Origin of the sequence: Clostridium arbusti SL206 (assembly GCF_000246895.1) — a bacterium.
In the GTDB taxonomy this organism is placed as follows: Bacteria; Bacillota; Clostridia; order Clostridiales; family Clostridiaceae; genus Clostridium_I; species Clostridium_I arbusti.
Genome location: NZ_BAEV01000043.1, coordinates 1 through 23,671, shown reverse-complemented (window position 1 = coordinate 23,671; position 23,671 = coordinate 1). Strand labels below are relative to the sequence as shown.

General features: G+C 31.1%; 19 protein-coding genes and 1 pseudogene. All 20 read left to right on the top strand.

Annotation, left to right across the window (positions count from 1 at the left end; all coding sequences use genetic code 11):
* Positions 1 to 41 precede the first annotated feature (41 nt).
* A complete protein-coding gene (hydA, locus tag RH99_RS09455; protein ID WP_010237003.1) occupies positions 42 to 1,454 on the top strand; it encodes a dihydropyrimidinase in 1,413 nt (470 codons plus the stop codon).
* Between the two features lie 180 nt (positions 1,455 to 1,634).
* The gene (gene ssnA / locus RH99_RS09450) at positions 1,635 to 2,972 is read left to right on the top strand and encodes a putative aminohydrolase SsnA (RefSeq protein ID WP_010236999.1); all 1,338 of its coding nucleotides are present in this window, start codon (positions 1,635 to 1,637) and stop codon (positions 2,970 to 2,972) included.
* Between the two features lie 55 nt (positions 2,973 to 3,027).
* Positions 3,028 to 4,116: a 4Fe-4S binding protein gene (locus RH99_RS09445; RefSeq protein WP_010236997.1), complete on the top strand. Its 1,089-nt coding sequence runs from the start codon at positions 3,028 to 3,030 to the stop codon at positions 4,114 to 4,116.
* Positions 4,117 to 4,437: 321 nt separating this feature from the next.
* Entirely contained in the window at positions 4,438 to 5,019 is a 582-nt protein-coding gene (locus RH99_RS09435; RefSeq protein WP_010236993.1) for a nucleotidyltransferase family protein, read from the top strand.
* 172 nt (positions 5,020 to 5,191) lie between these two features.
* Positions 5,192 to 7,330: a xanthine dehydrogenase family protein molybdopterin-binding subunit gene (locus tag RH99_RS09430; RefSeq protein ID WP_010236991.1), complete on the top strand. Its 2,139-nt coding sequence runs from the start codon at positions 5,192 to 5,194 to the stop codon at positions 7,328 to 7,330.
* On the top strand, positions 7,314 to 7,790 hold the full coding sequence (locus RH99_RS09425) for a (2Fe-2S)-binding protein (RefSeq protein ID WP_010236989.1): 477 nt from the start codon (positions 7,314 to 7,316) through the stop codon (positions 7,788 to 7,790). The genes RH99_RS09430 and RH99_RS09425 overlap by 17 nt, the downstream gene beginning before the upstream one ends.
* Positions 7,784 to 8,653, top strand: coding sequence for an FAD binding domain-containing protein (locus RH99_RS09420; protein WP_010236987.1), 870 nt, complete (start codon positions 7,784 to 7,786; stop codon positions 8,651 to 8,653). Before RH99_RS09425 ends, RH99_RS09420 begins: the two co-directional genes overlap by 7 nt.
* A gap of 507 nt (positions 8,654 to 9,160) precedes the next feature.
* Positions 9,161 to 10,615: a hypothetical protein gene (locus tag RH99_RS09415; protein WP_010236983.1), complete on the top strand. Its 1,455-nt coding sequence runs from the start codon at positions 9,161 to 9,163 to the stop codon at positions 10,613 to 10,615.
* Positions 10,616 to 10,642: 27 nt separating this feature from the next.
* On the top strand, positions 10,643 to 11,617 hold the full coding sequence (locus RH99_RS09410; RefSeq protein WP_010236980.1) for a glycosyltransferase family 2 protein: 975 nt from the start codon (positions 10,643 to 10,645) through the stop codon (positions 11,615 to 11,617).
* Positions 11,617 to 12,645: a glycosyltransferase gene (locus RH99_RS09405; RefSeq protein ID WP_010236977.1), complete on the top strand. Its 1,029-nt coding sequence runs from the start codon at positions 11,617 to 11,619 to the stop codon at positions 12,643 to 12,645. Before RH99_RS09410 ends, RH99_RS09405 begins: the two co-directional genes overlap by 1 nt.
* Before the next feature lie 218 nt (positions 12,646 to 12,863).
* A complete protein-coding gene (locus RH99_RS09400) occupies positions 12,864 to 13,805 on the top strand; it encodes a hypothetical protein (protein WP_010236975.1) in 942 nt (313 codons plus the stop codon).
* Positions 13,806 to 14,048: 243 nt separating this feature from the next.
* Complete coding sequence (locus tag RH99_RS09395; RefSeq protein ID WP_010236973.1) at positions 14,049 to 14,735, top strand: ABC transporter ATP-binding protein; 687 nt, start codon at positions 14,049 to 14,051, stop codon at positions 14,733 to 14,735.
* A gap of 70 nt (positions 14,736 to 14,805) precedes the next feature.
* Positions 14,806 to 15,630, top strand: a complete 825-nt coding sequence (locus RH99_RS09390; RefSeq protein WP_010236971.1) for a COG1361 family protein — start codon at positions 14,806 to 14,808, stop codon at positions 15,628 to 15,630.
* A 1-nt stretch (position 15,631) separates the two neighbouring features.
* Positions 15,632 to 16,924 carry an ABC transporter permease gene (locus RH99_RS09385; protein ID WP_010236969.1) on the top strand — a complete coding sequence of 431 codons (1,293 nt, stop codon included), beginning with the start codon at positions 15,632 to 15,634 and terminating at the stop codon, positions 16,922 to 16,924.
* A 19-nt stretch (positions 16,925 to 16,943) separates the two neighbouring features.
* Positions 16,944 to 17,624 carry a Yip1 family protein gene (locus tag RH99_RS09380; protein ID WP_010236967.1) on the top strand — a complete coding sequence of 227 codons (681 nt, stop codon included), beginning with the start codon at positions 16,944 to 16,946 and terminating at the stop codon, positions 17,622 to 17,624.
* A gap of 255 nt (positions 17,625 to 17,879) precedes the next feature.
* On the top strand, positions 17,880 to 20,378 hold the full coding sequence (locus tag RH99_RS09375) for an ABC transporter permease (protein ID WP_010236965.1): 2,499 nt from the start codon (positions 17,880 to 17,882) through the stop codon (positions 20,376 to 20,378).
* Positions 20,379 to 20,540: 162 nt separating this feature from the next.
* On the top strand, positions 20,541 to 21,251 hold the full coding sequence (locus tag RH99_RS09370; protein ID WP_010236962.1) for an ABC transporter ATP-binding protein: 711 nt from the start codon (positions 20,541 to 20,543) through the stop codon (positions 21,249 to 21,251).
* On the top strand, positions 21,248 to 22,093 hold the full coding sequence (locus tag RH99_RS09365; RefSeq protein WP_010236959.1) for an efflux RND transporter periplasmic adaptor subunit: 846 nt from the start codon (positions 21,248 to 21,250) through the stop codon (positions 22,091 to 22,093). Before RH99_RS09370 ends, RH99_RS09365 begins: the two co-directional genes overlap by 4 nt.
* A gap of 285 nt (positions 22,094 to 22,378) precedes the next feature.
* Positions 22,379 to 23,119, top strand: coding sequence for a LytR/AlgR family response regulator transcription factor (locus tag RH99_RS09360; RefSeq protein ID WP_010236956.1), 741 nt, complete (start codon positions 22,379 to 22,381; stop codon positions 23,117 to 23,119).
* A pseudogene (locus RH99_RS19525) lies at positions 23,107 to 23,671 on the top strand (sensor histidine kinase); the annotation flags it as partial. The gene RH99_RS09360 and the pseudogene RH99_RS19525, both read left to right, overlap by 13 nt.

The following is a 23,671-nucleotide window of genomic DNA, read 5'->3' as shown; positions in this document are numbered from 1 at the left end:
GAATTGTATTAATATAAGCTATAGGTAGAGGGGGTGTAATTATGAATACCTTAATAAAAAATGGAAATATAATAGCTGAGGATAAACAGTTTATAGGAGATATATTTATAGAAGATGGAATCATCAGTGAAATAGGAATTAACATAAACAAGGATGCAGATGAAATTATAGATGCCTCTAATAAAATTGTAGTACCAGGTGCCATAGATGCTCATACTCATTTAAATATTCATATGGGAGATATTGTGGCTAAAGATGATTTTTATACTGGAACTGTAGCGGCTGCTTGCGGAGGTACCACTACTATTGTAGATCACATGGGATTTGGACCAAAGGGTTGCAATTTGCATCATCAGTTAGGTGTGTATCATGGGTATGCTAGAAACAATTCAGTTATAGACTATAGCTTTCATGGAGTTATTCAACATGTAGATGACAATATATTAAATGAAATGGAAGAAATGGTTAAGGAAGAGGGTATAGCCAGCTTTAAAATATACCTAACCTATGATAATAAAGTCAGTGATGAAGAGGCTCTTAAGGTCTTGATTAGACTAAAGGAATTAGGGGCTATTACTACAGTACATTGTGAAAATGATGGAGTAATAAATTATTTGAGAAATTTATTTGTTAAAGAAGGAAAAACTCAGCCTATATATCATGCCTTAAGTAGACCTGAGGAAAGTGAAGCAGAGGCTGTAAATAGAATGATTAGTTTAGCTACTGTTGCTGGAGATGCACCACTATATATTGTTCATGTATCCTGTGAAAAGAGTATGGAACACATAGTAAAGGCTCAGCAGGAGGGCAAAAATGTAATGGCAGAAACTTGTCCTCAATATTTATTTCTAGATGAAGATAAATATAGGGAAAAAAATCTTCAAGGTTTAAAGTATATAATGAGCCCACCTCTAAGAAAAAAAGAGAATCAAGGTTTACTATGGAACAACATAGTGAATAAAAATATACAAGTTGTGGCAACAGATCATTGTCCCTTTGACTTTAATGGTGATAAACAGAGGGGAAAAGATGATTTTACAAAATGCCCTAATGGAGGGCCTGGTATAGAAACAAGAATCCCTCTTATGTTTTCAGAAGGAGTTATGAAGGGAAAAATAAATATAAGAGATTTTGTAGATATAGTTAGCACAAATCCAGCAAAGATCTTTGGACTCTATCCTAAAAAGGGAGTTATAAGAGAGGGTTCAGATGCTGATATTGTTATTATAGACAAGAATAAAGAATTTACTTTATCTAAAGCAATGCTACATGAAAATGTAGATTATACACCTTATGAAGGTATAAGACTAAAGGGGTATCCTGTTTTAACTATGGTAAGAGGAAAAGTAATTGTAGTGGACAATGTGTTTATTGGGAAAAAAGGCTATGGCGAATTTATAAAAAGAAGTACAAATAGGGTTATTTCTAGAAATCATAATGCCCTAGATTATTAAGGAAGATAAACAGAGTTCTTTGTTTCAGGTGGAGTTTTTTGTTTTCGACATCTGAAACTTAGAAATTGTTATCCGGGGACGTAGCAGCCGTTATCTTCCACTTTCACAGAGTGCGATGGAAGTATTACGGCTGGTAGTCATCGGATAAAATGCTATTCCCAGAGAGGATGAAACATTAGTATGCTTATAAAAAATGGAACAATTGTAACCTTTAATGTAGAGAATACAATTATAGAAAATGGTGCAGTTTATATAAAGGATAACATTATTAAAGATGTAGGGGAATCCTCTAAGCTTGAGATAAAATACAAGGAAGAAGATTCTTTAGATGCAAAGGGTAAAATAGTAATGCCGGGACTTATATGTTCCCATTATCATGCATATAGTGCCTTAGCTAGAGGGATGATTCTAGATGGAGAACCAGCTTCAAATTTTATAGAAGTTTTAAGAAGAGTTTGGTGGAGATTGGATAAAAAGCTTACTTTAGAAGATGTATATTACAGTGGACTGGTTTCTGCTATAGATGCAGTAAAAAATGGTACTACTACTTTAATAGACCATCATGCTAGTCCTTATGCATGCACAGGTAGCCTTGAAAAGCTGAGTAAAGCTTTTTCAAAGGTAGGAGTCAGAGGAAATTATTGCTATGAAGTATCTGAACGAGATGGTATGGACATAGCAAAAGAAGGACTTTTAGAAAATTATAGTTTTATAAAGAAGTGTAAAGATAATAAGAATGATTTAATAACAGGTTCCTTTGGGCTTCACGCTTCATTTACAGTATCTGATGAGACTCTAAAAGAAGCAGTATCTATGAGAGATGAGCTTGACTGCGGTTTCCATGTCCATGTATCTGAAGGAAATATGGATGAAGAACTTAGTCAGTATAACTACGGTAAGAGCGTAGTAAAAAGATTAGAGAATATGAAGGTTTTAGGAGAGAAGACTATAGCGGTGCATGGCGTAAATATAGGTAAGGAAGATGTGGATATACTAAAGAAAACAAATAGTATAGTAGTTCACAATCCAGAATCCAATATGAATAATGCAGTAGGGATTCCACCTATTTTAGATATGCTGGATAAAGATATATTAGTAGGACTTGGGACAGATGGGTTTACAGGAAATATGTTTAGAGAAATAGACAATCTTTATGTGGTGCATAAACTTATAAAGGGAGATCCAAGGGTTATGAGTGTACCAGAAACTATTAAAATAGCTATTAATAACAATGGTGAGATAGTCAAAAGGTTATTTGGAAAACCTGCTGGAGTAGTGGAAGAAGGAGCCTTTGCAGATTTAATAGTAGTGGATTATAATAGTCCAACTCCTTTTAATAGTTCAAATGCAGGAGGACATCTTATCTTTGGAATGAACAGCAACAATGTGATCAGCACTATAATAAATGGAAAAATAGTTATGCAGGATAGAAAGCTTGTAAATATAGATGAAGAAACGGTTATGAAAAAGTCCAGAGAAGTTTCTAAGAATCTATGGAATAGACTAGCTGATAACTAATAATTCGTTTAGAAACAATGCGTAGTAAATTTATCAATGAGGAGGAAACACATATATGGCAGATTTAAAAGTAAAAATAGGTGATATGGAATTTGAAAATCCTGTTATGGTTGCGGCAGGGCCACCTTCAAGAAACGCAGAAATGATTATAGATTGTGTAAAAAACGGAGCAGGTGGAGTAGTAAGTAAAACTATATCCACAGAGGCAGCGCATATACCTAAACCTTGCATGGCTGATTATAAGACTAGATTCTTAAATACAGAGCTTTGGTCAGAGCTTAGCCCTGAGCACTGGATTGAGAAGGAATATGAAAAGGCTAAAACTTGTGGTGTACCTCTAATTGTGGGAATGGGATATACACCAGAACAAATAGCAAATTTAATTCCTAGAGTGGATAAATTTGCAGATGCTTATGAAATATCAAGTCATTATGTAGGAAGAGATATAACTCCTGTACTAAATACTTTAAAAGCTGCAAAGGCTCATACCAAAAAGCCAGTATTTATGAAGGTAAGTCCGGGAATTGCGGATATAGGCGAATTTGGAAAGGCACTGGAAGCTGCCGGCGCAGATGGATTAGTTGCCATTAACTCTGTAGGGCCATGCTTTTCTATAGACATAGAAACAGGACTTCCTAATATGGGAAGTGAAGCGGGTTATGGCTGGATGTCTGGAGCAGCTATAAAACCAATAGCTTTAAGACATGTATATGAACTTTGCAAGGCAGTAAAAATCCCTGTACTTGCAGTAGGGGGAGTTACTAAAGGTGAAGATGTTATTGAAATGCTTATGGCTGGAGCAGCTGCAGTTCAGGTCTGTACTCAAGCTATAGTTGAGGGAAACAAGGCCTTCAAAAGAATAGTTAAGGAAACCAATAGCTGGTTAGATAGTCATGGTTACAAGTCACTAGATGAGGTAAGAGGCATAACTATAGATAAGATGAAGGAGAGAACAGCTCCTCAGTATGATACTGTTTATCCAGAGGTAATTGAGGATAAGTGTATTGGCTGTGGGAAATGTGAAGAAAGTTGTGTATATCAGGCTATAATTGTGGATAATAAAAAGGCAGCTGTGGATAATTCCAAGTGTTTTGGCTGTGGACTTTGCACAACTCGATGTCCAGTAGGCGCTATAAAGCTTTAAATGTAAGTATAGTGTAATTATTGGGGAAGGTTTTAAAATAATGCTCAAAGCAGGATTACATGTTTGTATTTTACGTGCTCTCCTTTCGAAAGAAAATCTAGCATGTAATTTTGAAAAAAACCTAAGCCTTTTAAACTCATTGCATTCAGACAGTAAAAGTCACTTAACGGACTCTAAAGCCGTGAAGGTAAGATTTTTACATATTCGCTCAATATGGCTGAATTTCATATATCATACTGATGAACCTTATTTTAAAGATTATATATGGAAAATGGTTTTATGATGGAGAGATTTGTTAAGTGAAAGGGTTGGTGAAGAATTATGAAGATAGAGGGAATTGTTCTGGCAGCAGGTTTTTCATCAAGAGCGGGTACTTTTAAGATGGGTTTGGACTTTAATGGTAGGACCGTAATTGAGAGATGTGTTGGAGTTATGAAACGTTATTGTTCTAAAGTTTATGTAGTGGGTGGTTACAGGATAGAAATAATAGAGGAAATATTAAAGGATTATAGAGATGTGGAGGTAGTTTTTAATGAGGATTTTAAGGATGGCATGTTTAGTTCTGTGAAGGTTGGGATTGAAAAACTTAAAGGGGATAAGTTCTTTTTAACTCCAGGAGATTATCCAGCGGTGAAGGGTGAAACTTACGAGTCTCTTCTAACTGCAGATAAGGATATCGTTGTTCCAACCTTTCAAGGAAGAAAGGGTCATCCTATATTGATAAATACTGAGGTAGCAAGAGAAATTTTGAATGATGACCAATACAGTAATTTAAAAGAGTTTACTGTTAGTAAGGGATTTAGTATTGTAGAGGTTTTAGATAGAGGAATTTTACAGGATATAGATACTATAAATGATTATAAAGAATTATTAAAATTGTATAAGGCATATGAAAATAAATAGTAAGTCAAAGATGCGACGGATATTTTGAATCCTGCAAGGAAATAGGTTCCGAAGATAGTAAGCTATCTAAGGGTTCTGTTGACGCAGTAGGATTCAAAATAGGCTAGCATACTGACTAGTTATTTATTTGAATATGACTAATTAACATTAAATTTAGAAAGGGGGAAAAACTATGTTTATCAAAGACATTAGTAAACCCGTAAAGAGAATAGATGTAGATGGAAAAATATGCGGAACTACAGAGTATCTAGCTGATATAGATTTTAAAGATGCATTATATGCAAAGACATTGAGGTCAGAAAAGGCAAGGGCTAAATTGCTTTCCATAGAATTGCCTGAAATGCCTGAGGGGTATTTTATTGTAGATAAAGATGATGTACCAGGAAGAAATAAAGTAAGAATAATTTTTTATGATCAGCCTTTCTTCGCAGAGGATACTGTAAATTATATAGGAGAGCCAATTCTTCTTGTGGTAGGGCCTGACAAGGAGAATGTTGAAGAGATAACTTCTAATATAAAGGTAAATTATGAGGAACTTCCCGGCATTTTTACTATGGAAGATGCTGAAAAGTGCACAGAAACTATATATGGCAAGGACAACTGCTTTGTGGATTATAAATATGCTAAAGGTGATATTGAGAGTATTAGAGACAAGGCAGCTCATGTGTTTGAGAGAAATTACAAAACAGGATATCAGGAGCACATATACCTTGAACCTCAAGGAATGGTAGGTTGTTATGAAAATGGACGTGTTAAGATTATTGGTTCAATGCAGTGTCCTTATTACGTTAAGGATGCAGTAGTTGAGGCACTTGGAGTTGAATATGATAGAGTACAAATAGTTCAAAGTAATACTGGAGGAGGTTTTGGTGGTAAAGAAGAATATCCTTCAATCTTAGGTGGTCAAGTGGCAGCAGCGGCTTTAAAGACAAAAAAGACTGTTAAGCTTATATTTGATAGAGATGAGGATATACAGTGCACTACTAAAAGACATCCTTCAGATATAACATTAAAAACTTATGTAGATAGTGATTATAAAATAATTGGTGTAGAGGCAGATGTAAAACTAGATGGAGGTGCTTATTCAGGGATATCGAATATAGTACTTCAAAGAGCAATTTTTGCAGCTGTAGGAGCTTACAATATTGAAAATGTAAAGGTTAGAGGAAGAGCCTTTGCCACTAACAATATAGTAACAGGAGCTTATAGGGGCTTTGGGGCACCACAATCCTTTCTTGCATTGGAACTGAATATGGAATATATTGCTGAAAAGCTTAATATAAATGTGCTTGACTTCAAGAAGAAGAACTTAATTAAAAAAGGAGACTTGTCTTCAACTGGAGGACTATTTAGAGAAGATATATTGCTTCCGGATATTATTGATACCATAGAAAATATGTCTGATTATAGTAATAAACGTAAGGCGTATAAAAATACACTTAGGGGCATAGGAATGTCTATATTTTTCCATGGTGGTGGATTTACTGGTGATGGAGAAAGAGACATTATAAAAGCTAAGGTAAAATTAAAGAAATATACTAATAATAAGGTAGAAATACTCATATCCAATGTGGAGATGGGACAGGGTGTTAGTACTAGTCTTAGAAAGATTGCAGCTCACACTTTAGAGATACCACTAGAAGATATTATATTTGTAAATCCAGATACGGATAGAGTCCCCAATTCAGGACCTACTGTAGCTTCTAGAACTACTATGGTAGTTGGAAAAATTATTGAAAATGCTGCTCGTGACATGAAAGAAAACTGGAAACCAAATGAGGAAATGGAAGTAATGAAGAGATATGTACATCCAACAGGATTCAAATGGGATGCAGAAAACTTTATTGGAGATGCTTACAACACTTATTCCTGGGGGGCAAATGTGGTAGAAGTAGAATTTGATCCAGTAACTTATGAAGTGGATGTGAAGGGCGTTTGGACAGTTTATGATATTGGCAGAGCAATTGACGAAAGAATAATAGAAGGACAAATAGAAGGTGGAGTAGCTCAAGGACTTGGATATGCCAGCATGGAAGTAATGAGATCTAAGGAAGGCAGACTAGTTCAAAGAACTAATACAGATTATGTTATACCTACTGCTATGGATTTCCCTAAAATACACAGTAAATTAGTTAATAGTCCTTACAATAACGGGCCTTCAGGAGCTAAAAGTGCAGGTGAACTTACATTAATAGGAGCACCATCAGCCTATGCAGTTGCTGTGCAAAATGCTATAGGAAAGCCGATTAATGAAATACCTGTAACACCAGAATTGCTAATGGAGGTGATGTCAAATGAAGAAAAAAATTAAATTTAATTTAAATAATAAAGAAATTAATTTAGAAGTAAATCCACTTAGAAGACTACTAGATTTACTGAGAGAAGATTTAAAACTAATATCTCCTAAAGAAGGCTGTGGACAAGGAGAATGTGGAGCTTGTTCTGTTATAATAAATGGAAATTTAATTAATTCCTGTTGTGTTCCTGTAGGAAATATACAGGGGGCTAAGGTTATAACTATAGAAGGTCTTATGGAAACGAAGGAATTTCATATTCTTAAGGAATCTTTTGATGAAGCAGGAGCAGTGCAGTGTGGTTTTTGTACACCAGGTATGATAATGGCATCCTATGCATTATTAACTAAGAATAAAAATCCTAATGAAGATGAAATAAGGGCAGGATTATCAGGTAATTTATGTAGATGTACAGGGTATGATAAAATAATTGATGCTGTTAAAATGGCAGCAAAAAAGGGTGAGAGTGTATGGTAGATAATAATATAAATAAAAAACAAATAGTAACCTATATGCCTGAAAATCTACAAGAAGCCCTGGAAATAATAGATAAAGATGAAGTTATAATTCTTGCTGGAGGTACTGACCTTATGGTAAGAAGAAAGAGTCCGTCAGGTCTTATACCAAAATTTGATAAGAATACTCTATTTGTAAATAATATAGAGGAACTTAAAAATATTAATAAGGATGATAATTATATAAATATAGGAGCAGGTTGTACATTGTCTCAGATAAGTGATAATAGCATAATACCTGACTATGTGAAGGAAGTAATCTCGGATTTTGCTTCTCTTGGAATAAGAAATGCAGCAACCATGGTGGGAAATATATGCAATGCATCTCCCGCTGGAGATACTCTGCCTCTATTATATGCACTGAATGCAAAATTAGTAATAAAGAGTTTAAAGGAAGAAAAAATTGTAGATATAAAAGATTTTATTACGGGGCCTGGAAGGCATATACTAAATAAAAATGAAATTGTAACTGAGATAAAAATTCCTCTAGAAAACTTTAATAAATTCTATTATAAAAAAGTAGGAACTAGAAAGGCAACAGCTATATCAAAGCTCTCCTTCGTAGGTATTGCAAGACTTAAAGCTAATGTTGTAGAGGATATAAGAATAGCCTTTGGAGCGGTTGCTGCTACTATTGTTAAGTCAGATGACTTAGAAAAAAGATTTGTAGGAAAAACTTTGGAAGAGATAAATTCAATTAAAGGGGATATAACAGATGAGTACGCTAAATTAATAACCCCTATTGATGATCAGAGATCCAATAAGAATTATAGAAAAAAAGTAGCAATAAATCTTTTAAATGATTTTATTAAGCAGTTGTCTTGATAATAAATCTCTAAGAACAAATAAAGATAAATAGAGCGCCATGGTAGTATTAGTGCAGATTATTATAGAATAAACTAGTATAGTATTAATCTTTAGGGTTTAACACTGAAATTATTCCTAATTTCAGTGTTAAACCCTATTTTCACATAATTTCACATAGTGGGTTCACATTTTGTTAACCAATATGAAATTAAGTTGTCACAAGGAAATGTTAATTTTAGTATGTAAGGCGTCTTCAAATAAATAACTAGTCAGTATACTAGTCTATTTTCAATTATACTACATTAACAGAACCTTCTGATAGCACCACTATCATCAGAACCTGTTTCCTTGTATAATTAAAAATATATGTCGCATCTTTGATTTGTTATTTATTTTCACATGCCTAAAGTTAATAATAATATTTTAAAATAAAATTATAATGCAAGAGTTTACTAAATGTGTATTTAGATTTATAATTAATTTGTAAATGATTGTTAAATTAAGGGATTAGAAGGTGCAAACGTTTTGAAAAAAAGAAGGTATAAGTCCAAATATTTGATTTTGCTTATGTATTCATTAGTTTTCATATTTTTTGGCTATAAGATGTTATTTTATGCAGAACATGTTGGAAGATTTCCCGATGAGATTTCACATGTTTCATACATAGCTTATTTAGAGGAGACCCATAAGATAATACCTGAATTTAAAGATATGAAGATATTGCAGCAAACAAAAACTATTGACAATAATAACATTAAAAATGCTGAATATAAATTTGGCAATGATCTTAACTATTTAGGACATCCTCCTCTGTATTATCACATCATGCGGCTGAGTGGGGCAGTACAAATTAAAAATAATACAGTAGTTATTGATTTTATTAAATTAAGATCCTTTAATATAGCTCTCAGTTTGCTAACTATATTATTAATTCTATATATTGGATATAGTAGAATTGGGAAAAATATATTACTACATTGTCTATATGCAGCAATAGTAGTTTCTGTACCAATGCTAGCCTATGATTGTGCAGGTATAAATAACGATACTCTGGCTTTGATTGGCCTATCAGTTTTTATGTTTGGAATACTGCGGTTTTCGGAGGAGAAGAGGAATTCTCTTACTTATTTTATAATAAGTTTAGGTGTGTTTCTTTCCTTTATGTCTAAGCTTACAGCAGGGGTAGTGGTTTTTATTTCATTATTCATATATATTGCTTTAATATTCATAAGAGAAAGAAATCTTTGGTTTGTAATATCTAAAAAATTTCTTTGCACTCTTCCCATATATTTTATTACAATTGCATATTATATAATTACATATTTCCAAACAGGTAGTATTTTACCTACTTACAGGGTCTTGGATCCTCAAGGTTTTTATAATTCAGGTTTTTATGTGGATGTGGCGAATCGTACATATATGAGTTTTACTCAGTATGTATTATATTTCACTAAAAACTTTATGCATACTTGGACTGGAATTGCATCAGCTGTGTCCTTAATTAAGATTGGAAGATTTATTTCCTTAAATAATATTGCCTTGGCTTTATTGCTGATAATTCCAATTTTGCTATTATTTCAGATGAAAAAGTATATGCGAAAATATCCAATATTTTTGGCTGCTATTTCTGTATACTTTGGAGTGCTAATTTCAATTATAGTACAGTGTTTACGTGCTTATAACGAATTCGTTAATGTTTCTGGATATTTGGGAGGATATCAATCTAGATATTATCTTTGTGGAATATCAGGAATAGCTTTAGCTGTAGTTGGAATTGTTAGTAACTATTTAGAAGGTGATGATAAAGTTTCCGAAATTAATTTAGAGTTTGAAAATAATATGACGCTTCAATGTTATGAAACAAAAAGAGTTTCTATGTTAAAAAAAGTGATTGTATATGGAATTTGTTTAATTTTTATTTCACTGCTTTTCTACGAAGATTTCATATACTTTTTAATTAATTTTAAAGATTATTTATAATTTAATGAAATGGAGATAGTCGATCTTATGAAGCTTATAATTCAGATACCTTGTTACAATGAGGAACAAACATTACCACAAACCTTTGAAGACTTACCTAGGAGTATTAAAGGTATAGATGAAATAGAATATTTGATAATAGACGATGGAAGTACAGATAATACTGTGAAAGTGGCTAAAGAACTAGGAATACATCATGTGGTTTGCTTTAAGCAAAACAAAGGCCTTGCAGCTGGATTTATGGCGGGAATTGATGCTTGTTTGCGTCTTGGAGCGGATATTATTGTTAATACTGATGCGGATAATCAATACTTTGGAGCAGATATTAAAAATCTTGTCAAACCAATTGTAGATGGTCAATATGATATAGTAATTGGTAGTCGTCCTATAGATGAAACAGAACATTTTTCACATAAAAAGAAAGTACTTCAGCATCTAGGAAGTTGGGTTGTACGTAAAGCATCAAAAACTGATATTCCTGATGCACCTAGTGGTTTTAGAGCATATTCACGTAAAGCTGCAATGAAACTAAATGTAATAAATAAATATACATATACACTGGAGACAATAATACAAGCTGGGCAAAATAAGATAGCTATAGCGTCTACCCCTATACGTACAAATCCAGAGATTAGGAAATCACGTCTTTTTAAAAGTATGTACAGTTACATAAAGCGTTCTTCTAGTACTATTGTACGTGCATATATGATGTATAGTCCACTTAAGTTTTTTTGTATTATTGGAGCAATTATTTTTATTATAGGACTTGCAATAGCCATGAGGTTTTTTATTTTGTACGTAAACGGTCATGGTGGGGGACACATACAATCCATTTTACTTAGCATTGTTTTAATGTTACTTGGATTTCAAACATTTATTACTGGTCTTCAAGCAGATTTAATTGCGGCTAATCGTAAGCTATTAGAGGATATTCAATACCGTGTACGTAAATTGGATTATGATTCAGACAAGAAGGATTCAAAAGCTCAGGAGGAAAAATAATGGAACAGACTTACCTCCACAATAATTGTATTGAAGATATTGCAAAGGGAAAAAAAGTCTTGTTTATAACTACAAAAAATGTGGACTACATACGCAATACTCAAGAAATAGAGGATTTGAGGCAAGCAGCACAGTCAGTTGAAATTATAGGATGTAAAGATAAAAGCTATATTTCTAGGCTCCTTAAGATATATATAAAATTATTGACTATGTCAGTAGATAGTTATGACATAATATTCATAGGCTTTTCTCCTCAACTGATTTTACCTTTTTTCTATTTTAAATTTAAGAGAAAATTAATTGTAGAAGATTTTTTTATTTCTCTTTATGATACAATGATAAATGACCGAAAGAAATTTAAACCCAATAGTATAGTAGCTAGAATATTTTTATGGCTGGATAAAAACACACTTGGAAAAGCAGAGAAAATAATTGTTGATACCATTGCACATGGTAATTATTTTGTAGAAAAGCTAGGTGCGCATAAAAGTAAAATTAATGTATTATATCTTAAGGCAGATTTGTCAATTTACTATCCTAGAGCAATTAAAAAACCAAAGCAATTTAACAATAAATTTGTAGTATTGTATTTTGGGAGTATTTTACCACTGCAAGGTGTAGATACAATTCTTCAATGTATTGAGAAAATGAAGGATATACCATGGGTAGTTTTTCAAATGATAGGACCTATAAAGGATAGTGATATAAAAAGATATGAGGAATTAAAAAATGTAAATTTTATACCTTGGCTTTCTCAAGAGGATTTGGCAGAAGAAATTGCAAAAGCAGATTTATGCCTTGCGGGGCATTTTAATAATACTATAGACAAAGCATCTAGAACAATTCCAGGTAAAGCTTATATTTATAATTCAATGGAAAAACCAATGATTTTAGGTGATAATCCTGCTAATCGTGAACTTTTTATTGAAGATAATATTAATAATTATTTTGTGGAAATGGGTAATCCAGATAAGTTAAAGGAAAAGATACTTCATATTATGGAAAGTAAAAATTTTAAGGAAGACTAAAACATATATATATGTTGCAATAAATTATATTCAGTATAGAATTGCTAATTTGTTTAGATCTAATCTATTGGTTATTATTAATGTATAATTTTAATTGCAACTTATATATTAAGATTAATTGTTTTCTTTGAATTGTATTAATTAAATATAATCATAAAATAATACTACAATATACTTAGAAAAGTTAATGAAACTAATTATAAGGAAATGAGTTTTATATGAAAAATAATAAGATTATTAAATATATAGGATACATAATTACCATCATAGCATTTATTTTTATAGGAAGATCTCTTTTATCTATGAATTTAGATGTTAAATACATAAAAAATCCATTTTCTGCTGTGATATTTGTTATATTAATGTCTATTGGCTATGCTGTAATGGTGTATATATCTTCCTATGCGTGGAAGAGCATATTGGAATTCATTAATAAAGATTCAATACCATTTAAGGATATTACAGGAGTTTATGTAAAATCTAATATTGCTAAATATTTGCCGGGGAACTTTATGCATTTTGCAGGCAGAAATCTATTAGCAGGTAGACTTGGATTTAAACAGCTGGATATCACCTTTTGCACTATACTTGAGGTAGTAATGTTAGCATTTACAGCTTGTATTTTATCAGTTATATTTGCTATGAAAAGTTTTAAGAGTTCATTAGAATATGCATTACTTAAAGTAAATCCTAATATTATTGTTGCTGTTCTAATAGCTTTAGTTTTATTAATAGTATTAGCAATTTGGTTTATATGTAAAAAGACACAGTTTTTAAAGAACTATAAACATTTATTTACTAAAAATTTTCTGAGACTTTTGTGTAAATTATTTTTTATTTACGGTTTTACATTAATAGTTCCAGGTATATTTTTACTTTTAACATTAAAATTAATTTTAGGTTGTGATGTATCATTACCTTTGATTATGATAATAATATCTGCTTATACAATTTCATTTGTACTTGGCTTTGTAGTTCCTGGTGCACCAGGAGGCATAGGAATAAGGGAAACTGTTTTACTTCTTATACTGGCGCCATTTTATACAAATAGTATAGTGTTACTAGCAACTATTATTACTAGAGTTATATCAGTTGTAGGAGACTTAATAGCATTTTTATTTGAACCTATATTGTTAAAATATTATAAACATAATTCTTAGATTAAAATATGCATTGTTTTAAAATAAGGTTTAACACTAAGATTAATATCGGTGTTAAACCTTATTTTTATTATTCTAATGTTTGACTATTCACTAAATATCTAAAGAAAGATATATTCTATAAAAAACAGTTCACGACAGAAAATCTACATTTTACTACATATCTATTTACATTCATAAATTATTAATATAATATAATATCATATGTAAAATTTTAGTTGTAAATTATATAAGGAGGAAAATATGCCAATAATTCGAGCGGATAATGTGACAAAAGATTTTTATCTGAATAAGATAAAGGTTAATATCTTAAAAGGCATAAGCATAAGTATAGAGGAAGGAGAGTTCGCTGTTATAATAGGGGAATCCGGTTCAGGTAAATCCACATTTCTAAATATACTTGCGGGACTTATGCCAGCAACTTCAGGGGAAGTAGAAATTTGTAATAAAAACATATCTAAGCTTAATGAAAATCAATTAGCTTTGTTTAGGAGAAAGCATTTAGGATTTGTATTTCAAGCCTATAATCTACTTCCTCAGTTTACAGCATTAGAAAATGTGACTTTCCCTCTTGTATTTTTAGGAGTATCCAAAAAGGAGAGGAAGGAAAGAGCAGCAGAAATGCTAAAAAAGGTTGGGCTTGAAGATAGAATGAATCATAAACCTAGCGAGCTTTCAGGGGGTCAGCAGCAGAGAGTGTCTATAGCAAGGGCTCTAGTAAATAATTCAGCAGTTGTGCTTGCAGACGAGCCTACCGGAAATTTAGATAGTAAAACTGGTATAGAAATTATAGAAATGCTAAAAGAATTAAACAGAAAAGAAAATAAAACCTTTGTAATAGTAACCCATTCCCAGCAGGTATGTAAATACGCAGATAAAATTATAAGGGTTAAAGACGGTCTTATTGTAGATAAAAACAATTATAATTAATTTAAATTTAGTGTAAATATAAACTGACACTAAGTAAAATTTTATTCATAAGTGGTTGGAGGTAATTTTAATGAAAAAAGTGATACTGTTAGCAATGATATTTTTTAGTATATTAATAGTCCCTTCATTTAATGCGAAAGCGGATTCTTCACAGCTTTTATTTCAAAGAGTGGAAACTAAACCTGAAGTTGTACAGCCAGGTCAACAATTCAAAATAAACTTTTTCCTTAAGAACACATCTGATGATAGCATAAGAGATATAAATATAAAGCTTGCCAGCATTGAAGGTAAAAATGCCTTGAGTGGCTTCTCTCCTGTTAATTCTACCAATGAAGTTTACAGCAGCAAAATAAATAAAGGTAATACTGCAGTTTTAAGCCTAGATATGATTGCAGATTCTCAGCTAAAGACAGGAACTTATAATGTTGTAATAAATATAAGCTATAAATACAATGATGCTATTGTTCAAGATAGTAAGATTATAGGTATAGTAATAGACAATCAGGCGAATCTTGCTATAACTTCTATGGATTCCAGTGATACAGGCAATAATACAAGAAATTTAAAATTAGCTTTTGTAAATGCAAGCAAGGGTAATTTAGATCAGGTTATGGTTAAGGTTACTTCAAATGATAAGGAATACTCTAAGTATTATGGAAGCCTTGAAGCTGGTGATGATGAAACTTATGAAGTAACACTACCTTTTACAAAGGATATAAACGGAAAAGTAGAAGTTTCTTATAAGGATGAACTCAATAGAGATGGAGTAGTATCTAAGGACTTAAATATAAAGAAATCAGCTAGTGCCACTGATAAGAAAGTCAGTACTGATAAAAAAGGTGGACTTTCATCTATAGGGGACTTTTTCAAAAGATTGTTTGGATTAGGTGATTAGTATGAAACTTAGTGATTTACTTGAAATAATATGGAGTAATATGTGGCGTAGAAGGGCTAGAACTATTCTTACAATGATAGGAGTAATAATAGGAAGTATAGCTATATTCGTTATTGTTTCCATAGGCAATGGCTTTCAATCTTATGTATCAAATCAGTTTTCTTCATTTGGAGATTCAAATGTAATAACAGTAGTACCCTATAACTCCTATGGGCAGCAAACAACTGCAAATAGTACGAAGAAGAAAAAATTAGTACTCAATGATAAGTCTTTAAAGGAGTTAAAAAAATTACCAGGTGTAAAATACTGTGTACCCATAATAAACTTACAGGGGAATATAAAATATAAGAAAAATCAATTGCAATCAAATTTTATGGGTATGGAAATGAAAGAGTATTCAAAGGACCATAAGCTATTTGCAGGAAAATTTTCCTCAGATGAAGGTCAGGAATGTGTCATAGGTTATAAACTAGCAAAATACATTATTGGTGGCAACAACTCCGATAATATTACTGATAGTCAAATAAAAGATTTACTTAGAAAAAGAGTTCACATTATGGTTTCAAAGGTATCAGACACTGGAGAACAGGAAGATAAGGAATATAGTTTTAGAATAAGTGGAATTTCTTTAGAAAACTCCAGTGACGATTTTATAGTAAAAATACCTTTAAAAGCTGCTAAAACTCTAAATCAATGGAAAACAGATGGTACCACAGATGCTGCAGAACAAAATAATTCCACTTATGGACAAGTAAATGTAGTAGTAGACGATGTAAAAAATATAAATCAAATAGAAAAGAGTATAAATGGTTTGGGATATACTGCCTCTTCACTTAAAGAGATTTTGGATGCCACAAATACAACCTTAAATGGAGTAAAAATGGTTATAGGTGCTTTGGGGGCAATTTCACTTTTAGTATCAGCCTTTGGTATAGCCAATACTATGAACATGTCCATATATGAAAGAAAAAAGGAAATAGGAGTTATGAAGGTAATAGGTGCAGGGCTCTTTGATATAAAAAAAGTATTTATAGGTGAAGCCAGTGCTATAGGATTTATGGGAGGGCTAATAGGAGTCATTATAGGATTTCTCATTAATTTTATTGTAAATTCAGTACTAAGAGGCTACTTGTCCAGTGGCAGCTCTGGTGGAAATGTAAAAATAGCTACTGCTAGTGTAGGATTAGTGTTATTTGTACTATTATTTTCATTATTTATAGGTTTTTTATCAGGTATTTATCCTGCTTCAAAGGCTGCAAAGCTTAATGTTATAAAATCAATCAAAGACGAATAATTAAAGGGGGTATTTTCTTATGGAAGATACAAATAACGCAGAACAATTGACTTTTGGTGAAAAAGTGAAGAACTTTTTTATCCATCCAACTAAGGTTTTTGCTCAGTATGATGAAAAACCAAGCTATATTATTAGATTAGTATTAATATGTATAGTAAGTGCTATATATGCTATAGTACAATTTACTATGTCTAAACCTTATTTAGAAAAATATATAAATAATTTGACAAAGGGTATGGATCCACAACAGGCAGAAATAACAAAGAAAGCTATGGGTATTTTTTCTTCGGCTCCAATAGTAGCTATAGAGGGAATAATAGGAGTTATAATAACAGTATTTATAGCTTCTCTTGTATATATGCTATTTATAAGAGTATTTAAAGGTAAAATAAAATATGGACAGGTGGTATCAATTTATACTACTGCTTATATGGCTGCAGTTGTAGGACTTATAATAAAAACTATATATATGTTAATAAGTAAAAGACCACTGAATATTTCAGCTCAGACAGATCCGACTCTTTTAAATAAAATAATAGCATCTTATGATATTTTTAGTATATGGCAATTGGTGTTAATGGCACTGGGAATTTCTACAGTAGCTAAAATTTCTAAGAAGAAGAGTGCGATTATAGTAATTATTATTTTTATAATATTAATACTTATAGCAATTGGAACTTTTATGTTGAAGAAAAAATAATATGAATATCTATCATATAGATATGTGGTAACATGTATGTGAGTTTTAAATGATAACTGTTACGATATGGGATATACATTAGGATAGCTGTGATTGAAGAATTTAAAATTTATAACGTTAATTTTGTAATAATGTATGATCTTATTTTAACAGTTATCATTTTTTAACCTTATAGGATATTTGGTAGATTAGGAAAATTAAAAGGTAAGAAGGGTTAGATTAAAGAATAAAATACATACATAAGGGGGGAAACGGATGAGTATAATACTAAAGTTTGTTCTAAAAAATATAAAGGAAAAAAAGCTTAGGACTTTTCTTATTGTAATTTCTATTATGGCTTCAACGGCTTTGTTCTTTGCGGCAAATGGAATAGCATCTACATTAAAAGAAACTCAGATTAATATTGCTAGAAGTGTTTTTGGAAGTGCAGAAATAATGATTAATGCTGGACAAGAATCACCATCTCCATATTTCTTAGAAAATAAGTCAGAGCTCTATAGAGATAGATTAGATTACATAGTTGGCGAGATGAATATTAATGCACAGTACAGTTATAATAAAGATGAAATTGTTCCACTATCACTTACAGGTATAGATTACAATGATTTAACTCTTATGAATCCTCTTCAAATTATAGATAGCTCATCTATAAAGCCATTTCAAGGTAATAAAATAATAATAAGTAAAAAATCAGCTGATAAATATAATGTGAAAATTGGTGACAAGCTAAAGCTCAATATTAAAGACAACAACGAGACTTTTACGGTTTCTGGAATTGTACAATCTGAGGGAATATTTAAAACAGAAGATAAAACTATGTTTGGTGTGATTCCAAAGTCTACAGCTCAGCAGCTAAATGATGCAAGGGGAATGGTATCCACAATTTATCTGAAAACTAAAGATGCATCAGATAGGGATGACCTTATAAAACAGCTTTCAAATTCCTATAAAAATTATGATGTAAAGCCAACTATAGATATGAAACAAATAAATGAGAATACTCAATCTACCAGTACTACTTTTTTAGCAATGCTTGTAATTGTTTTAACCATGAGTGTATTTATAATATATACAGTTTTCAAGGTTATTATAATTGAAAGACTTCCTATAATAGGCACTTTTAGAAGTATTGGAGCCACTAAGTTTATGACGGATTCCGTACTAATAGCTGAGAGTATAATATATGGAATAATAGGTGGAGTAACAGGAATATTAGTTGGAATAGGCATAGTAAAATTGGCAGCTATGGGATTAAGTAGTCAGTCAGGAGGAATAGCTGTAACCATAAATTATAATACAAGTCAAATGCTTATGGCCTTTGGTTTTGCAGTGGCAGTTTCAGTGCTTAGCGCAATAATTCCTATAGTTAGAGTTTCAAAGCTTTCAGTAAAGGATGTGGTTTTAAATACAGTAGATACTACTCAGAAAAAAAAGCTTTGGAAATTTATTTTGGCTGTAATATTAATTTTAATTGCTTTAATTTTTCCAAGGTTATCAATTAAGGGGAGTATAGCTATTGCATTGGATTTAGTAGGAATGGTATTAGGAACTATTGGAGTTGTAATGATTGTTCCTTACTTTACAGATTTATTTGTAATAGTACTTGAAAAAATATATGCACTTATATTTAGAAATGAAGGAATATTAGCAGCAAAAAATCTTAGAAATAATAAAAACATTTTGAATAACATATCTCTTTTAACAATAGGTATATCAGCATTATTTATGCTGAATGTAGTTAGCTTTAGTCTAGGACAGGAATTAGTAAAGGCTTATGAAATATCCAAATGTGATATATCTGTATTTAGTTCAGGGGGAGAAGTAAATGGAGATGTTTTAAATAGAGTTAGAAGTACTGAAGGAATTTCAGAGGCTACAGGCATGTATTCTGCTCTTTCTACAAAAGTAGAAGGGACTAATAGCAATATTATGGGTATATACGGTTATAATCCTAAATATTTTAATGATTTTATGGATGTAAATTTTCTTCAAAATAAAAACGATATTTTAGGAAATCTATATGATAACAGAGAAATTGCAATAACGGAAAGTTTAAGACAGAGTTTAAATGTAAATATAGGCGATGTAATTACATTAAAAACTGCTAATGGAGATAAAGATTATAGAGTCTCAGGTACATTTAGTACCCTTATGAATGGTGGAAGTATGGCTATAGTTTCAGAAAAATATTTAAAACAGGATTTTAAATTAAGTCAATACTTTGTTATATTTGCCATGACAAATGAAAACCCAGATAAAGTAGCAGCGTCTCTAAATAAACAATTTAGGGGAAAACAAATGGAGGCAAGAACTTGGCAGAGTATGGAAGAACAAGATGCTAAGCAAATTAATCAGATGTTAATGATAATTAAAATATTCCCTATAGTATCTCTTATAATTGGTGCTTTTGGAGTGTTAAACAATTTTATAATAAGTTTTATAGAGAGAAAAAGACAACTAGCTGTTTTTGCATCTGTGGGCATGAGTAAGCTTCAAACCATAAAAATGCTTTTTGTAGAGGCTCTTTCAGCAGGCATTATAGGAGCTATTATGGGTGTACTTGGAGGACTTATATCTACTTACATTATGCCTTATGTATTAAAGTCTGCAAACTTCCCAATGCCAGTACACTATGAACCACAAATTTTTGTAACATGCTTGATTTTAGGTATGGTTATAACACTTATTTCTTCAATAGTTCCTGCATTAAAGTCTTCAAAACTAAATATTATCGATGCCATAAAATACGAATAGAAAACAGAAAAATTTCATTTCATTAATTGCAAAAATATAACAATAAGTGAGTAGATGAGAAAAATAAGGCATGTGAAAATAAATAACAAGTCAAAATAGCCTAGCATACTGACTAGTTATTTATTTGAATGTGCCTAAAAGATTATAGAGGGAGTTGATTTAATGGAAGCGTTACAAAGGGAATCTGCCTTAAATGAAGTAATAATTGAAGCAAAAGATCTTAATAAAACCTATAAACTGGGTACCCAGGATGTAGAGATACTGAAAAATATTAATCTTAAAATAAAAAGAGGAGAGTTTGTATCAATAATGGGACCTTCAGGTTCAGGAAAGAGTACTCTCTTGTATCTATTAGGAGGCTTAGATAAGCCAACTAGCGGCAGTGTTAAAATAGCAGGAAAAGAACTTTCAGTAATGAATGACAAAGCTCAAAGTATTATGAGAAGAAGAGATGTAGGCTTTGTATTTCAGTTTTATAACCTTATACCAAATTTAAATGTAGAAGAAAATATAATGCTTCCCATACTGCTAGATGGGAAAAGACTTAAAGACTATAGAACTAAACTTGAAGAAATACTAGAAGTGGTAAGTCTAAAAGATAGAAGAAATCATACTCCAAGGGAATTGTCTGGTGGTCAGCAGCAGAGGGTAGCAATTGCAAGAGCTCTTATTAATGAACCAGAGGTAATTCTTGCAGACGAACCTATAGGAAACCTTGACAGTAAGACGGGAAAAGAAGTTATGGAGTTACTGAGAAGAATAAATATAGAAAATGGAAAGACCATTGTGCAAGTCACTCACTCCTCTGATTCAGCAGGATATGGTCAAAAAATTATTTATGTAAGAGATGGAAAGGTGGTAGAGGAACAATGAAAAAGGGAAAAATTTCATTATTAATTATTACTGTAGGATTAGCTGTTGCATTAACAGCGTGTGGACAGTCAAATACTTCAAATACAAATAAAAAACCAGCAGCAAAGCAAAATAAAAATACCATAGAAGCTTCTGGAACAGTACAGGCATCTAACGTGGAGAATATTGTTATAGATTTTCCTACAACTGCAATTCCAAAGGTAACCAAGGTAAATGTGCAGGAAGGACAGCAGGTAAAAAAAGGTGACAAGCTTCTGGAACTTGATATGAGTGATTACAATGCAACAATTAAGGGAAAACAAAAAGCTATAGATGCAGATACCAGTGCCAAAAATGCGGATGTGGAAAGTAAAAAGGATTTGACTACAGATAATGCAAAAAATGCTTATCAGGCAAAAATAGATGCAGATCAGGACAAGATAGATGGTGATAGAGTGGAACTTGATGCTTTAAAGGCTAAATTAAACAGGTCTTATTTAACTAATGGTGCTATAATCTCTGATATGGATAATGCAGTAGTCACTGATATTGCGTACAAATCAGGAGATTTAGCTAGCCCTGAAAAAGCTGTATTGAGTTTAAAGGATTTAAACAGTGTTTATGTACAAGCAAATGTCAGCGAGGAATTCATAAAAGATGTAGCTGTAGGAAAATCTGTTCAGATAATACCTACTGCCGACCCAAGTGCTAAAATAACAGGAAAAGTTACCAGTGTAGCCAATGCCGCTACTCTAAGTAAAAATGGGGATACATATATTCCTGTAAATATATCTATAGATCAAAACAATGGAAAACTTCTTCCAAACTATAATGTTGATGTAGAAATAGATAAAACTAAATAATTTTTAATTATGTGATTAATTGTAACAAATTTGATAAACATTCTTAACAATTATAGAGTACTATATACGTGTACTAAAATTACCCATTGGGAAAAGTGCCAGTAGAAATACTGGTGCTTTTTTCTTTCCAATTTTCATTTATAAGTTCTAAGCTATTCTTTATATTTTTCAAGTTTTTTGTGAATAAGTAGTATAAATAACTTAAAAGTTGCATTAATTTGTATGATTTTCTATAATAATGGTAGGAATTAATTTTAATTTCAATATTTATTTAGGCGGGTAAAGATGCTTAGTATTATAATTTGTGAAGACAATAATATTCAACGTAATAAGATTGAAAATATTATAGAAACAGAATTGATAAATCTAAAGATGGATATTTCTATTGATTTATCAACGGATAATCCTAAGGTTGTAATTGATTATATAAAAAAAAATAGAGATAGAAGCTTTATTTACTTTTTAGATGTAGATTTAAATGCTGAAATTAATGGTGTTGAACTTGCAAAGAATATTAGAAAGTATGATATTAAAGGATATATTGTATTTATAACTTCTCATGAAGAATTTTCAATATTAACTTTTAAATATAAGGTACAAGCTCTGGATTATATCTTAAAAACTGATGATGATATTCTTGGAAAGAATATATCAGAGTGTTTGTATGAAATTTATGATAATTATAAAAGAATCAATTCATATAAAAGAGAAACTATAGCAATAAAATGTGGTAGTAGAATTATTAATTTTTATATGGATGAAATATTATTCTTTGAGACAGCGGAAACAGATCACATTCTTAGAATGCATACTGAAAAAGGATTTTATGAGTTCTATGGCAAGTTAAAAGATATAGAAAACCAAGTATCCAAAGAATATTATAAAAGTCATAGGTCATATTTAGTAAACACAAGTAAAATTAAATCCATAGATACAAAGGAACTTACTATATATATGGTAAATGGCGATAGATGCCTTATTTCAAAACGTAATTTGAAGGGATTAATCAGCAGATGTACAATATAATTTTTAATGTTTTATATATACTTGTTGTATCTTCAATCACAATAGTCATTGTAAATAATATTATTATAGCAAAATTAAAATTGAAGCATATTATAGGGTTAGTTGTTGTTATGTTTATCCCAAGTTATTTATTATTTACATACCAAGGGGATAAGTTTTCAGCACCTGTTTCAACTATAATAACCATTATATATTTATATATAATATTTAAAAAAATAATTTACGCAATACTAATTTCTGTTACTGCTCAGATAATATTTGCTTTAAGTGATTCTATAATCGGATTAATTTTTATGTTAGTTTTTAGGTTTAGTTATTCAGAAATGATTAACAATAAAATCATATATTTTTTGGTGGCAGTTAGTATTTTGTTGTTAGCATTTATTATAAGTAAAATAATAAGTATAATTGTAAAAAGATTAAAGTATATAAACTTTTCAAAAATTAGTGGTAAAAATTTATTGATTTTGCTAGTATCTTTAATAATGATATTAATTTCTCTATATTCCTTTTCAATGATGTTTAAATATATGTTTAAAAATCATGATAAGT